This is a genomic window from Pseudomonas sp. ENNP23 (assembly GCF_001728945.1).
In the GTDB taxonomy this organism is placed as follows: domain Bacteria; phylum Pseudomonadota; class Gammaproteobacteria; order Pseudomonadales; family Pseudomonadaceae; genus Metapseudomonas; species Metapseudomonas otitidis.
The window spans coordinates 45,561-59,820 of sequence record NZ_LYSP01000005.1 but is presented as its reverse complement, the minus strand read 5'-3'; the positions used below and the strand labels follow the sequence as shown (position 1 = coordinate 59,820).

Annotated in this window: 10 protein-coding genes and 3 tRNA genes; 11 read left to right on the top strand and 2 right to left on the bottom strand. The window is 68.7% G+C overall.

All coding sequences use genetic code 11. The features are described from left to right. Nucleotides 1–78: 78 nt before the first annotated feature. Nucleotides 79–411 (bottom strand): PilZ domain-containing protein, encoded by a 333-nt coding sequence (locus tag A9G05_RS04560; RefSeq protein ID WP_069559840.1) that lies wholly within the window; start codon nt 409–411, stop codon nt 79–81. Between the two features lie 9 nt (nt 412–420). Next, on the bottom strand, nt 421–2,718 hold the full coding sequence (locus A9G05_RS04555; RefSeq protein ID WP_069559839.1) for a DUF1631 domain-containing protein: 2,298 nt from the start codon (nt 2,716–2,718) through the stop codon (nt 421–423). Between the two features lie 202 nt (nt 2,719–2,920). Here A9G05_RS04555 and A9G05_RS04550 point away from each other — a divergent pair. From A9G05_RS04550 to A9G05_RS04500, 11 genes are all read left to right on the top strand, one after another. Continuing rightward, nucleotides 2,921–2,996: transfer RNA gene (locus A9G05_RS04550), tRNA-Asn, on the top strand. Between the two features lie 10 nt (nt 2,997–3,006). Continuing rightward, a tRNA-Pro gene (locus tag A9G05_RS04545) sits at nt 3,007–3,083 on the top strand. Between the two features lie 11 nt (nt 3,084–3,094). After that, a tRNA-Lys gene (locus A9G05_RS04540) sits at nt 3,095–3,170 on the top strand. Between the two features lie 601 nt (nt 3,171–3,771). After that, the gene (locus A9G05_RS04535) at nt 3,772–5,097 is read left to right on the top strand and encodes a 3-dehydroquinate synthase II (RefSeq protein ID WP_083272494.1); all 1,326 of its coding nucleotides are present in this window, start codon (nt 3,772–3,774) and stop codon (nt 5,095–5,097) included. A gap of 8 nt (nt 5,098–5,105) precedes the next feature. Continuing rightward, nucleotides 5,106–5,903: a class I fructose-bisphosphate aldolase gene (locus tag A9G05_RS04530; RefSeq protein ID WP_044403758.1), complete on the top strand. Its 798-nt coding sequence runs from the start codon at nt 5,106–5,108 to the stop codon at nt 5,901–5,903. Nucleotides 5,904–5,950: 47 nt separating this feature from the next. Beyond that, nucleotides 5,951–8,395: an AMP-binding protein gene (locus A9G05_RS04525; protein WP_069559838.1), complete on the top strand. Its 2,445-nt coding sequence runs from the start codon at nt 5,951–5,953 to the stop codon at nt 8,393–8,395. A 28-nt stretch (nt 8,396–8,423) separates the two neighbouring features. Continuing rightward, nucleotides 8,424–9,137: a class I SAM-dependent methyltransferase gene (locus A9G05_RS04520; RefSeq protein WP_069559837.1), complete on the top strand. Its 714-nt coding sequence runs from the start codon at nt 8,424–8,426 to the stop codon at nt 9,135–9,137. Between the two features lie 20 nt (nt 9,138–9,157). Beyond that, the gene (locus A9G05_RS04515) at nt 9,158–10,882 is read left to right on the top strand and encodes an FAD-dependent monooxygenase (protein ID WP_069559836.1); all 1,725 of its coding nucleotides are present in this window, start codon (nt 9,158–9,160) and stop codon (nt 10,880–10,882) included. Between the two features lie 30 nt (nt 10,883–10,912). Continuing rightward, nucleotides 10,913–11,641, top strand: a complete 729-nt coding sequence (locus A9G05_RS04510; protein ID WP_044403762.1) for a cupin domain-containing protein — start codon at nt 10,913–10,915, stop codon at nt 11,639–11,641. A gap of 34 nt (nt 11,642–11,675) precedes the next feature. Beyond that, a complete protein-coding gene (locus A9G05_RS04505; RefSeq protein WP_069559835.1) occupies nt 11,676–12,440 on the top strand; it encodes an SDR family oxidoreductase in 765 nt (254 codons plus the stop codon). Between the two features lie 69 nt (nt 12,441–12,509). Next, nucleotides 12,510–14,222: a GMC family oxidoreductase gene (locus A9G05_RS04500; RefSeq protein ID WP_069559834.1), complete on the top strand. Its 1,713-nt coding sequence runs from the start codon at nt 12,510–12,512 to the stop codon at nt 14,220–14,222. Nucleotides 14,223–14,260: the final 38 nt, after the last annotated feature.

Sequence of the window (14,260 nt, the reverse complement as noted above, 5' to 3'; positions counted from 1 at the left end):
AAAGCCCCGCTTCGTGTGCAGTCCTCGACTGCCCATGAAGCGGGGCTTCTTGCTGCGGTGAGATTGTTGGGGGAGTGGTCAGATCCGCCCCAACACCACCTCCAGCGCCCTGGCCTGATCTTCCGCCAGGTCGATGATGTGGAACCCCGCCCAGGCGTGCTGGCCATCTGCGCCGGGGCGGCTCCAGAGGCAGTCGGCGCCGAGGCGGACTTCGGTGATGCCGTCCACGGGTTCGGCGGGGACCAGGCGGCACTCCCAGACGGAGTCGGTGGCCAGCGGCGCTTCGCTGAACAGCATGAAGCCATCCAGGGAGAGGTCCACCACGCGGCCCAGGCGGTTGCCGGAATGCAGGTCGTAGACCTCCACCTGGATGCCCGCGTTATGGCGACTGTGATGACGGCGGTCTTCCATGGTGGCTCCTCAGTTGGCCCGTGGGGTGCGGCCGGTGAAGCGCTGCAGGACGCGGTAGATGGCGCCCAGCGCCCGGTCCATCAGCGGTACGTTGTGGTCGGGTGCGACGATGCGTGCGTTGCCGCGCTCCATGTCCTGCGCCAACTGGGTGATCGGCTTGATCGCCACGCGCTGGCCGCTGTGGTCGACGAACATGTAATTGCGGGTCGTCGGGCTGTACCAGGACAGCTTCAGTGTGCGGCTCTGGCCGTCCTCGACGAACTCGAACCAGGTGTTGAACTCCAGGCTTTCCAGCTCCTTGACCAGCGCCTGGGCACGGGCTGAGAGGGCGACTGTGCGGCGTTCGACCAGGCCGGCGTCTTCGCCCAGCATCTCGCTGAGCGGGCTTTTCGGCAGTTCCGGGTTGAGGTGTGCGGCAACCTGCGGCTGCTTGCCCTGCACGGCGTGCTGGCACGCCACCAGGTCCTGCAGCAGGCGGCGGATGCCGTCCTCGTGATAGCCGCCCAGCAGCTCCAGGCCCTTGCGCAGGTCTTCCAGCATCCCGACCCGCAGCCCCTGGAGACGTTCACGCCCACGGGCATCGAGCGGGGTACCGCTCCAGGCCAACTGGTCGGCCACCTCGCAGGCGCGTCGCCATTCCTCCCCGGCGTCCCCGTGGCGCAACAGCACGAACACCAGCACATCGCTCCAGGTCTGTTCCAGGAAGTGGCGGATGATCTTCGGCAGCTCGCGGCCTTCGAGAAGGCGCGCGATGGCGTCAACCGAGCGTTGACGGGCTTCCAGCAGGCGGTCGCGGCCCTTGGCTGCCTCCACTGCGCGGCGTTCACGCAATTCGACCTTGTGGCGCAGCGTGGCAACGTACTCGTTGAACTCGTCCTGCAGGGTGTCGAACAGTTGGAGATCGCCGGCAAAGCCGTGGATCACCCGTTCCACCACCCACTGCATCTTCGCCAGCAGGCCTTTCTCCTCGCTTTCCCCGCCGTACAGCGCACCGGCCTGGGCCATGGTGTTGAGCAGACGGCGAGCCGGGTGGTGATGCTGGGTGAACAGCGCCTTGTCCTGCAGCGCCACCTTCAGATAGGGCGTGTGCAGGTGGGAGAGGGCGGTCTTGCAGGTGTCCGGCAGGCTGTCGTCGTCGAGGATGAAGTCGAACAGCATGCCGACCAGGTCGATCACGTCCGCTTCCTGTTCGGCCACCTTCTGTTGGCCCGGCTGCGTGCTGTGGCTTTCCAGTTGCTGGTGCAGGTCCGCCTTCAGGCCCTCGACCCGCTGGGGTTGCTGCAAGCGTGACGCCAGATCGTGGGCAGACTGCTGTTGCAAGCGGTTCAGCGCCTCCAGCAGGTCGGCCGCGCTGTAGGTCCGTGTTGCGCCCTGCGGGGCATAGCTGATGATGCTCGGCGTGCCCGTGAAGGTGACCCCGGCTTCCTGGTTGAGCCGGCGATGCTCCTCGAGCAGCGCCGACAAGCCGCTGTACAGCGCACCGGGCTCCTGGGGTGGTGGTGCAGAAAGATCGGCCGGCGGCGCAGCCGGGCCGGGTGCGCTGGGGGCGGGTGATTCCGGGCGCGGAGCGGGCTCACGGGGCTGGGGCTTGGCAGGAGTGGCCTGGCGTTGCGCGGTGTACTTGAGGTTGGGCAGCACGCCAGCATCGATCAGGCGGTTGTTGAGGGCCTCGTAGAGGCCATCCAGCCCCTGCATAACCTGCTGATCGAAGAGCATATAAAGGATGGTCTTGATGCGCAGGGGGAACGGCATGTTCTGCAGCGCATCGCGGAATGACTGGGCGATGGCCTGGGGACCGAAGGGATTGCTGTCCTCGCCGAGCTTGCGGCCGTTGTTCAGCAGGGCCAGGCGCTGGTCCAGGGCGAACAGCGGCTGGGCACAACGTGCCTTGACCCGGCTGACCATGTTGGTGACCAGCAGGCTCTCTTCGTAGACCTCGTTCTGCACCAGTTCAAGGTGGTCGGCATCCAACTGGGTGACTTTCGCCTCGGGCTCGCGGCCCTCCATGAAGTCGCCGAACTGCTGGGCGATGCGCTGGTGGTAGAGGCGTTCTATTTGCGGTCGCTGTCGACGGATCTCGCGCATGCTGTCGAAGAACAGCGTCTGCACCTGGTTGTTCTCGGCTTTTTCCGCGCATTCGAAGAGCGTGTCGTCGACCTGGGCGAAGACGCCGGTCAGGTGCTCGGCAAGCTGATTCATCACCAGCTTGCGACAGCCCTGTACGAGGTCGCCGAAGCGTGGCTGGATGCCACGGTTGGCCAGCGTGGCGACTGGGCGGGGAGGGGGCGGCGTATCTTGGCGGCTCATGGGCCCTGTCGCCTGGGCCTTGCGGCCGGCGCGTCCTGCGTTATGTCGGATGAGGCACAGATATAGCAGCGGGCGCACCAACTGCAAAGCACTGAATAAAATCGCTTTTGAGGGGTTGACAGCCGATTCGCCATACGTAAAATGGCGCGCCTCTGCAGCAGCAATCTGAAAGACGAAGCCGCAGAGATTGGAAATGTGAAGTTCCGCGATAGCTCAGTCGGTAGAGCAAATGACTGTTAATCATTGGGTCCCTGGTTCGAGTCCAGGTCGCGGAGCCAACTTCCAAAACGGGGTATAGCGCAGTCCGGTAGCGCGCCTGCTTTGGGAGCAGGATGTCGGGAGTTCGAATCTCTCTACCCCGACCAATACAATTTCCGGGTCGTTAGCTCAGTCGGTAGAGCAGTTGGCTTTTAACCAATTGGTCGTAGGTTCGAATCCTACACGACCCACCATATGACGATCGCCCCAGGCACCTCCTGGTCGACGACGAGAAGCCCACCTGACAGGTGGGCTTTTTCGTTTCTGGCCATTTGATCCCTGCTTGGCGGGTCACTGGCCAGACCTTTGGCGACTCTCTTCCCCTTGCTTCCGGTGCTTCCCTGCGTCCGGTTGTCGCAGTTGTTCATTCTTTTCAGGTCTGGCGACGGACGTTTTGCGTCTGATGTTTTCGCTGGCTCGCCGTTTCGCCTGCCCGCCTGGTGCTGATTCCGTGTGTGTCTGGATACGGACCTGTCATGTCTGGATCGCTGGCCGTGCTCGTTCCGAATGCCATGTCATCCACATGGTCTTTCCTCACCCCTGGGGCTGGGAAAGACTCCGCCCCACGTCAGAACGGCCCGGGACACCACCACCACCCGGCCGGGCGTGCCGGGCCCGCCCCCTGCAATCCGACCCCATCGGCCGCCCCGCGGCTGGCCGAAGGAGAAGGCTGGGCGGCCCGACGGGATAGGGATCCCCGTAGAGGTTGCGAATGTAGAGCAGTACGCAAGCGGGTATCCGGATGCCCTCTACATGACCACGTTTCATCAAGGGCACGCAGCCAGGAGAGGGAACATGAGCAACACAAGCGCCGGGGCGAAGGGCAAGGACGTCCAGATCACCAAGGAAGTAACCGTCCCACAGGACTTCGAAACGCCAGAAACCATTTCCAGGCGGAGCTCGGTCAGGCTCGCCAACATCCGCAAGGCCGGTGAATCCAAACGCACTGCCAATGACAGCCAACTGGTCTGGTTCGACAGCGCCCAACTGGCCAGCAAGCGTCCCGACGACGGCATCTTCGTCCGCGTCATCAACTCGCTCTACACCGGCATCGTCCTCTATATGGACAACCTCGCCGAACTGCTCCCTGCCGTGCCGGCGCGCATGCATGTGGTGCTGCGCCTGCGCAACGCCACCGAACTCAAGGCCTTCCGCGAGGGCCCGGACTTCGAAGCCTTCAAGAAGGGGGCCGCCGCCCGCAACCGCTCCGTCGCCCTGAACGACGCCGAGGTCCTGGCCGAACTGGGCCAGGACGGCTTGCTCACCTGCTTCACCAGCTACGTGGACGACCGCGACAGCCTGCTCGGCGCCATCGACCAGGGGCTGCGCTTCAATTACCTGTGGATCCTCTTCCGCGACCCCACCAACATCCCCCTGGAGCTGGTGATCGCCTCGCTGCAGCCCACCTCCACCGTGCTGATGAAGGAGATCAAGGCACCCACCGACGTCGACGACGCCATCGTCTCCTACGGCGTGATGGAATACGGCGCCGAAGGGGTGATCTTCTCCCCCCGCGACCACGGCGTGATGAGCGAATTCCTCGCCCGCATGTCCCAGGCGCAGAGCTACGCCAACCTCAACATCCAGGTCGGCACCGTCATCGACAGCCGCCCCGTCGGCATGGGCTACCGCGCCTGCATCGACGCCGCCACCCTGTTCGAGCCCGACGAAGGCATGCTGGTCGGCAGCACCTCCCAGGGCGGCGTGCTCTGCTGCCCCGAGGTCTACTTCCTGCCCTACATGGAACTGCGGCCCTTCCGCGTCAACGCCGGGGCCGTGCACTCCTACGTGTTCAACACCGACAACCGCACCGACTACATGAGCGAGCTCAAGGCCGGCTCGCCGATCATGATCGTCAACTCCAAGGGCCGCGTGCGTCGCGCCGCCGTCGGCCGCATGAAGATCGAGCAGCGCCCGCTGCGCCTGATCGAAGTGGAGTTCCCCGGCAAGGAGCGGGTCAACGTCCTCATGCAGGACGACTGGCACGTGCGCATCTTCTCCGACGCCGCCAAGCCCCTGAACATTTCCGAGCTCAAGCCCGGTGACAAGGTCCTCGGCTACGTCACCGAGCCCGGGCGCCACGTCGGCATCAAGATCAACGAATCGATCATCGAGAAGTAGAGGGCGCCATGAGCTACATCAGCAGAGTTCTCCGAGAACGGCGGCTGTTGTTCCCGGCCTCGCGCCGCGGCCTGATCGTCCCCATCGACCACGGCCTGACCCTCGGACCGATTGCCGGCATGACCCAGACTGCCGACTTCGAGAAGTGGATCGGCAGCGACCACATCAGCGCCATCATTGCCCACAAGGGCCTGATCGAGCGGCTCATCCTGCGGGACATGCTCCACCCGGCCACCGGCATCATCCTCCACCTCAACGGCATGGCCAGCATCGCCCCCGAGCCCGACACCAAGATCCCCGTCGCCAGCGTCGACGCCGCGCTGGAGCTGGGGGCGGACGCGGTGTCCCTGCAGGTCAACTTCACCGAGGACAACTTCCAGCACAACGTCGCCCAGCTCGGCGCCATGACCGACGCCGCCCACGCCGCCGGCCTGCCCATCCTCACCATGCTCTACGACAAGGTGCGCGGGCTCACCGCCCAGGAGCGCCAGCGGCGCCTCAGCCACCTGGTGCGGGTGGTCGCCGAACTCGGCTCCGACGCCGTCAAGCTGGCCCTGCCGGAAACCAGCGTCGAATGCACCGAACTGGTGGAGACCCACTGCCGCGACATCCGCATCTTCTTCGCCGGCGGCGAGCGCACCGAAGACGAACGGCTGCTGGCCATGACCCGCGCCATGCTCGCCAGTGGCGCCGCCGGGCTCTGCGTCGGGCGCAACGTCTTCCAGCACCCCCGCCCCCTCGACCTGCTGCGCCGCCTGGCGGACTGCATCCGGGGCGAAACGGAATACCTCAGCCGCGCCGTGTGAATGGAATTCAACCGACGGCCGCCCCGCGGCCGTCCAGGAGAAGGTCAATGGAACACCTCGACATGCGCGCCGACGGCCGCAACGACTATATGCTGTCACCCCTCTGGACGGACCTCTTCCCCGAGGGCCTGCTCGGCCAGCTCAGGGCCAACCCCTTCCTCGTGGCCTGCCGCAACGGCGCGGTCAGCCTCGACCAGTTGCGCCACTTCCTCATCCAGCACCACTACTACTCCCAGTACTTCACCCGCTACCTGTGCGCCCTCATGGGCAGCCTGGCCGACCAGGGCGAGTTCAAGGCCCTGTCCCACAACCTCACCGAAGAGCTCTCCGGCGGCGACAGCGTCGACATCTCCCACGCCGAACTGTACCGCCGCTCCATGGACCTGATGGCCGCCGCCCCACGCAGCCGCCCGCTGCTGGACGGCACCCGCCAGCTCATCGACGCCATGTTCCGCCACTGCCGCAGCAGCGACCCGCTGGACGGCCTGGCCGCGCTCTGCCTCGGCGCCGAAGCCATCGTCCCGCTGATCTACGGCCCGGTGCTCGACGCCCTGCGCAGCCACAACGCCCCGGCCGAGGCCGAGCACTTCTTCGTCCTGCACATCGAAGAGGACGAGCAGCACGCCATCGTCATGCGCGACATCATCGACCGCATGCTCGGCGAGCGGCCCTACCTGCGCAGCCGGGTCATCGCCATCGGCGAAGAGATGGTCCACCTGCGCATGAACATGCTCGTCGAACTGGTCGGGCAGGGCAGCGGCACCGGCCAGGCCCAGGGCACCCTCACCAGCCCCGAAGCCCTCCAGGCGCTGCGCGCCGACGCCAGCCTCGGCAGCGCCAACTTCCTCGACCGCTGCCTGGCCCTGAGCACCACCGCCGACCAGCCGTTCCTGTTCCTCGACCGGCCGCTGCACCTCCTGCAGGGCGCCCCGGTCAGCGCCCTCGGCCTCAACGACCTGCAGCGCCACCGCATGGCCTTGGCCGACTGGTACCTGCAACAGGGCGTCAAGCCCGGTGACGTGGTGGCCGTCAGCGTCGAGGACGGGCTCATGCCCATGCTCCACTACCTCGCCCTCACCAGCCTCGGCGCCGCCATCTCCCTGATGAACCCGGCCATGCCCGCCGAGTTCGGCCTCGCCTACATGGCCGAGAACGGCTTCGAGCGCCTGGTCACCGACAGCGCCACCCTGGCCACCAGCGCCTTCGTCCGCCAATGGCGCAACCAGGCGCCCCAGGCCGTGCTCGACGTCAGCCTTTCGCACCTCGACCCGGCCCCGCAGTTGCCCGCCTGGTGGCCGCTGGAGCCCGAGGACTCGACCCTGGTGATGCTCAGCCACACCTCCGGCACCACCGGCCTGCCCAAGGCCGTGCGCTTCGAGCACCGGCAGTTCTTCATGGGCAAGCGCGCCCGCATCGGCCGCTTCGCCGAAGGCCCCGACGAGCGCCTGCTGACCGCCCTGCCGCAGTCCCACTCAGCGGCCATCAGCCACCTGGAGACGGCCATCCTCCACGGCATCCCCACCTACGTGCTGGGCACCCAGGACGGCCAGGCCCTGCGCGAAGCCATCCGCTACTTCCAGCCCACCACCGTGGTCGCCTTCCCGCGCAGCTACGTGCTGCTGGTGGACGGCGGCATCCACCCCGGCGAATTCCCCGGCGTGCGCCGCTGGTTCGCCATGGGTGACGCCTCCCACCAGAGCCACGTGCGCGCCATCCTCGACGGCGCCCCGCAGTCGCGCTTCATCGACGCCTTCGGCAGTTCCGAGCTGGGCATGGCCCTGTTCCGCAGCGAATCCACCCGCGAATCCCTGGCCGACCAGCGCTCCATCGGCCGCCCGGTGGACATCGCCGTTGCCAAGGTCCTCGACCCCCGCAGCGGTGAAGAAGTGAAACCCGGCGAAGTCGGCCTGCTGGCCGTGCGCTCGCCCACCGTCACCTCCGGCTACTGGAAGCAGCCGCAGAAGACCGTCGAAGCCTGGCGCGGCGGCTACTTCCTCACCGGCGATGTCGCCTACTGCCGCGACGGCGAGTTCTTCCAGATCGACCGCGCCGTGGACGTCATCGAAGCCACCGGCGGTGCCCTCTACACCCTGCAACTGGAAGAAGCCGCGCAGCAGGTGGAGGGCGTCTGCGACGTCACCGTGGTCGGCGTCGACCCCGCTCACGCCGAAGGCACCCGCGTGCTCGCCATCGTCCTGCCCGAGCGGCAGGCACTGGACCAGGCCGCCACCCTGGCCGCCCGCGTCCTGCCCGCCCTGCACCAGGCCGCCGCGCGCCGGGGCGTGACCCTGGCGGACGGCGAACTGGCCGTGGCCGTGGCCAGCGACCTCGCGTTCCTCCCCGTCGGTGCCACCGGCAAGGTCCTCAAGCGCCGCCTGCGTGGCCTGGCCGAGACCCTGCTGGCCGGCGAGCACGAACAGGCCCTGCTGCACCTGCAGCGCCAGGCCGGGGAATCCGAACGCCCGCTGGCTTCCACCGGAACCGAGCGCTGAGCGCGCGCCCACGAACAAGGACCGAACCATGACCCAGGCCACCTTCCAACCCGACGCCCTCGCCTCGGTGCGCCAGCGGCTCGCCGCCGCCCAGGCCGACCAGCAGGGCGAGTACGAATGCATGGGGCGCCGCTTCATCGTCCATGACGGCGTATTCCCGCCCACCCACTTCCAGTCCACCGGCATCTTCACCCGCCACCTGCCCTATCCCCGGGGCGGGCGCTTCCTGGAGATCGGCTGCGGGGCCGGCGTCACCGCCGTCACCGCCGCCCTCGAAGGCTGCGCCGTGGTGGTGGCCAGCGACATCAGCGCCGATGCCGTCGCCAACACCCGCGCCAACGCCAACCGGCATGGCGTCGCCGAACGCCTGTCCGTGCGCCAGGGCGACCTGTTCGACGTGCTGGAGGAGGGCGAGCGCTTCGACGTCATCTTCTGGAACTCCAACTTCGTCTTCGTCGAAGCCGACCACGTGTTCGACGCCGCCATCATGCTGGCCTTCTGCGACCCGGGGTACGCCGCGCACCGGCGATTCCTCGACGAAGCCCCGCGCCACCTCGCCCTCGGCGGCATGCTGCTGATGGGCTTCAGCAGCCAGGGCGACGGCCAGGCCCTGGAGGCCCTGCTGCGCGAGCACGGCTACGCCTCGCGGGTGATCGCCTCGGTCAGCGGCCAGGGCGACGGTGCGCCGCGCTACGACATCCTCCAGCTCCTGCCGGGTGCCCACGCACCGGCCGGGGCCTGAGCCCCACGGGAGTGATCGCCATGCACGACACCCTCAAGGCCCCGGTGGCCATCGTCGGTGGCGGCCCGGTGGGGATGATGCTCGCCCTGTTCCTGGACCGTCACGGCGTGCCGGTGGTGCTGTTCAACAGCGAGCGCACCACCCGCTGGCACCCCAAGGGCAACACCCACAACGCCCGCACCATGGAGCACTACCGGCGGCTCGGGTTGTCCGACGGCATCCGCCGGCTCGGCCTGCCCGCCGACCACCCCCGGGACGTCGCCTACTTCACCCGCCTCAACGGCTGGGAGCTGGCGCGCCTGGACATGCCCGCCGAGCGCGAGCGCCTGCAGGCGGCCCGCCAGGCCCCGGACACCGACCAGGTGCCCGAGCCCCTGCTGCGGGCCAACCAGATGTACGTCGAGCGCTTCCTGCTGGACCACCTGCGCACCCGCCCCGGCATCCAGCTGCGTTTCGGCTGGCGGGTCGACGACTTCCAGCAGGACGCCGACGGCGTCAGCCTGCATGCCGTCGACAGCGCCGGGCAGGCTGCCGACGAGCACTGGCGCGCCGACTACCTGGTGGGCTGCGACGGCGGCCACAGCTTCGTCCGCCGTCGCCTGGGCATCGGCTACATCGGCCCGGACGGCAGCACCGGCGGCTTCCTCAGCGGGCGCATGTTCTCCAGCCATGTGCGCATCCCCGACCTGCACCGGCGCCTGCTGCCGGACCGCAAGGCCTGGATGTACAACGTCGTCGCCCCGGAAGGGCGCATGCTGCTGATCAGCCTGGACGGCGCCGACGAGTTCCTGCTCATGACCCAGGCCCACAGCCACGACGAGATGCCCCAGGACGACGCAGTGATCCGCGCCATCCAGCAGGGCATCGGTGAACCCGTCGAGGTCAGCGTGCTGGCCCATGCCGTCTGGCACGGCGGCCTGGCGCTGGTGGCCGAGCGCTTTGCCGACCGCCGGGTGCTGCTCGCCGGCGACGCCACTCACCTGTTCTCGCCCACCGGCGGCTTCGGCATGAACACCGGCATCGACGGCGCCGCCAACCTCGCGTGGAAGCTCGCCGCCGCCGTGCAGGGCTGGGCCGGCGACGGGCTCCTGGCCACCTACGAGCTGGAGCGCCGCCCGGTCACCCTACGCAATACCCACGCCGCCCGCCGCCTCACCCAGCGCGTCGGCCAGGTGGACGTGCCCGCCGAGATCGAGGACCCGGGGCCCGCCGGCCAGCAGGCGCGGGCGCGCCTGGGCGAGGCGCTGCAGCAGTTCCGCGGACAGTTCGCCTCCCTCGGCGTCGAGCTGGGCGCCCGCTACGACGGCTCGCCGATCCTCTGGCCGGACGACGGCACGCCCCCCGAGGACGACCCGTTGCTCTACCGCCCCAGCACCTTGCCGGGCGGGCGCCTGCCACACCTGTGGATCGCCGACGGCAGCACCGGCCGGTGCTCGGTGTTCGACCGGCTGGGCGTCGGCTTCACCCTCTTGCGCAACGGCCCGCAGGCCCCCGAGTCCACGCGCCTGGTGGAGGCGGCGCGGGCCCGTGGCATTCCCCTGGAGGTGGTCGACCTGCCGGCCACCGCCTTCACCTTCTACGCAGTGCAGCTGCTGCTGGTCCGGCCCGACCAGCACATCGGCTGGCGCGGCGACACCCTGCCGGAGGATGCCGGCGCGTTGCTGGACCGCCTCGTCGGGCAGGGCGTGGCGGGCATCCAGGCCCCGGGCCCGGTGCTGGGCTGCGTATTCAGTGCAGTGGGCTGATCGACAACCTGATGGCATCAAGGAGGCGACATGAGTGCATTGGCAAGTGAACGAATCCGGGAACCGGCCCTTGAGGCGAGCGGACTGGAATCCGAGTACGCGGACGACGCCCAGGAGAACGCGGCGGCCTTCGCCCTGATCGAGGACGACCCCAACCCGCAGGTGGTCAACGGCGAGCCCGAAGGGGCCTCCATCCGCTTCGTGAAGACCGGCGAGACCACCCGTGGCCGCTACCTCATGGCCAAGGTGGAGATCCCCCCGGGCTCCGGCCCGCCGCTGCATGTGCACACCCGCACCGACGAGTGGTTCTACGCCCCCGACGGCGGCGTGGTGATGTTCATGGGCACCCGCACCTACACCGACCTGGACAACCCGCCGGACGTGTCCGGGCGCGACACCATCCGCATGATCCCCATGAAGAAGGGCGCCATGGTGTTCGGCCGGCGCAACCACATCCACGGCTTCGTCAACATCACCGACAAGACCGTGATGATGTGGCTGGTGTGGACCCCCGACACCCCCGAAGTGACCCTCAAGGACTACTTCGAATCCATCGCCCGGCCGATCCTCCCCGGCGTGCGCGGTGCCCGCAACAACCCCATCGTCCAGCTCAAGGCCGTCAGCGAAGCACGCGACTACGGAATGATGTTCAGCACCGACTTCTGGCAGTACGCCGAGACGGTGGAGGAGGGCGAGCCGCCCTTCGGCAAGAACCTGGATGGACTGATCCGGCTCTTCGAGTCCGGCAAACGGGACTGATCCCTCAACACGACATGGAAGAAAAGGTGAACGCATGAAAACTCTGGCGAACAAGACCGCGATCGTCACCGGTGCCAGCTCAGGCATCGGCTATGAAACCGCCAAGCTCTTCGCGGCCCAAGGCGCCCAGGTGGTGGCCGTGGCCCGCCGTGCCGACTGCCTGGACCGCCTGCTGGGCGAGATCCACGCCCTGGGCGGCAAGGCCCTGGCCCTGGTGGGCGACGTCAAGGAAGAAGCCTGCGCCCGCGAGGCCGTGGCCCTGGCCGTGGGCCAGTTCGGCGGCCTGGACATCGCCTTCAACAACGCCGGCAGCATGGGCGCCCTGGGCAGCGTGACCGACATCAGCCTGGAGGGCTGGCACGACACCCTCGACACCAACCTCACCAGCGCCTTCCTCGGTGCCCGCCACCAGATCCCCGAACTGCTCAAGCGCCCTGGCAGCTCGCTGATCTTCACCTCCTCCTTCGTCGGTCACAGCGTCGGCTTCCCCGGCATGGCCGCCTACGCCGCCAGCAAGGCCGGCCTGGTGGGCCTGACCCGCACCCTGGCGGCCGAATACGGCGCCCAGGGGCTACGGGTCAACGTGCTGATGCCCGGCGGCACCGACACCGAGATGGGCCGCGCCGCCGCCTCCACGGCGGAGCAGAAGGCCTTCGTCGAAAGCATCCATGCCCTCAAGCGCATGGCCCGCCCGGAGGAGATCGCCCAATCGGCGCTGTACCTCGCCTCCGATGCCTCCAGCTTCGTCACCGGCACCACGCTGTTCGTGGAAGGCGGCGTGACCATCACCCGCACCTGAGGCCACCCGGCCGATCCGGGCGCCGCCATCGCGGCGCCCGTCCCCCACCGCAATGGAATCCGCATCGACATGAAGACGCACAACGACATGCCCGGCGTTGCAGGCGAGGGCGAAGCGACGGCCGGTTTCGGCGCCTCCGGGCGGCGAGACTTCCTCACCCGCCTGCTGGCCCTGGGAGCCGGTGCAGCCGGCATGGGGCTGCTGCCCGCCGCCGCCCTGGCCGCCGCTGACCCAGGCCGCCCCAGCCACCGCCGGGACTACGACTACATCATCGTCGGCGCCGGGTCCGCCGGTTGCCTGCTGGCCGACCGGCTCTCCGCCACCGGCGCCTCGGTGCTGCTGCTGGAGGCCGGCAGCCACCGCATCGACCAGCCCAAGGTGCGCGAAGTCGCGCTGTGGCTGCAGAACCTCGGCAGCGACACCGACTGGGCCCGCACCAGCACCCCGCAGCCGCAGCTGGACCAGCGCGCCCAGAGCCTGGCGGCCGGGCGCATCGTCGGCGGCTCCGGCAGCATCAACGCGATGATCTGGTTGCGCGGCGACCCCCGCGACCTGCAGCGCTGGCAGCAGCTGGTCGGCGCCCCCTGGACGGTGGCGGCGCTGCAACGGGCCTACCTGGACATGGCGCAGCCCGTGGGCAGCCCCGCCGGCCAGGGCGCACCGCGCATCCGCCTCGGGCGTTTCGCCGGGGAGCACCCGCTCACCGCTGCCTACCTGGCGGCCAGCAGCGCCACCGGGCTCGGCGTGCAGACCCTCAACGACGGGCTGCCGCTGGAAGGCGCCGGCATCACCGAGGTCAACGCCACCGCCAACGGCTACCGGGTGGGGCCGGCCCAGGCGTTCCTGGTCCCGGCCCTGGCCCGGCCCAACCTCAGCGTGCTGAGCGAGGCGCTGATCACCAACCTGATCCTCCGTGGCTCGCGCTGCGAAGGCGTGCGGGTGCTGGTGGACAACCGCCTGGTATCGATCCGCGCGCGCCGCGAAACGATCCTCTGCGCCGGCACCTGCGAATCGCCCAAGCTGCTCATGCTCTCCGGCATCGGCCCGCAGCAGGCCCTGCGCGAGCAGGGCATCCCGGTGCGGCTGCACCTGCCCGCCGTGGGGCAGAACCTGCAGGACCACCTGCTGCTCAGCCTGCAGTACCGTTCGCGGCTGGCCATTCCGCCGCAGGTCTCCAACGGCGTAGCGACCATGAGTTACTACCACCACGGCAGTGGACAGCAGGCGCCGGACATCCAGGTGGCCGGCATGCAGTACCCCTTCGGCCCGGTGCCCCTGCCCAGCGGCAGCTCCTACACCGTCATCCCCTTCCTGGCCAAGCCGCGCAGCCGGGGGCGGGTGCGCCTGGCCGGGACCGACCCGCGCCAGTCCCTGCTGATCGACCCCAACTACCTGGGCGAGGCCATCGACCGCGACATCATGCTCGCCGCCCTGGACCGTGGCCTGGCCATCGGCGCCGGGGTCACCGACTACTTCGGCGGGCTCTACCCCAGCGACCCGCTGGACACCCCGGCGCAGAAGCTCGCCTTCATCGCCCGCAACGGCGGGCCCGGCCTGCACTACACCGGCACCTGCAGCGCCGGGCGCGACCCGCGCAGCAGCGTAGTGGACGGGCGCTTCCGGGTCTGGGGCGTGTCCGGCCTGCGGGTGGTGGACGCCTCGGTCATCCCCGAAATGCCGACGGTGAACATCCATGCCTCGGTGCTCACCGTGGCGCAACTGGCGGCGCGGGTGCTGGTGGCCGAGCAGCGTCACGGCCAGCGCCTCGCTGAAACCGCCTGAACCCTCACCCCATCCAGCGGAGCGCCGCTCCCTGAACT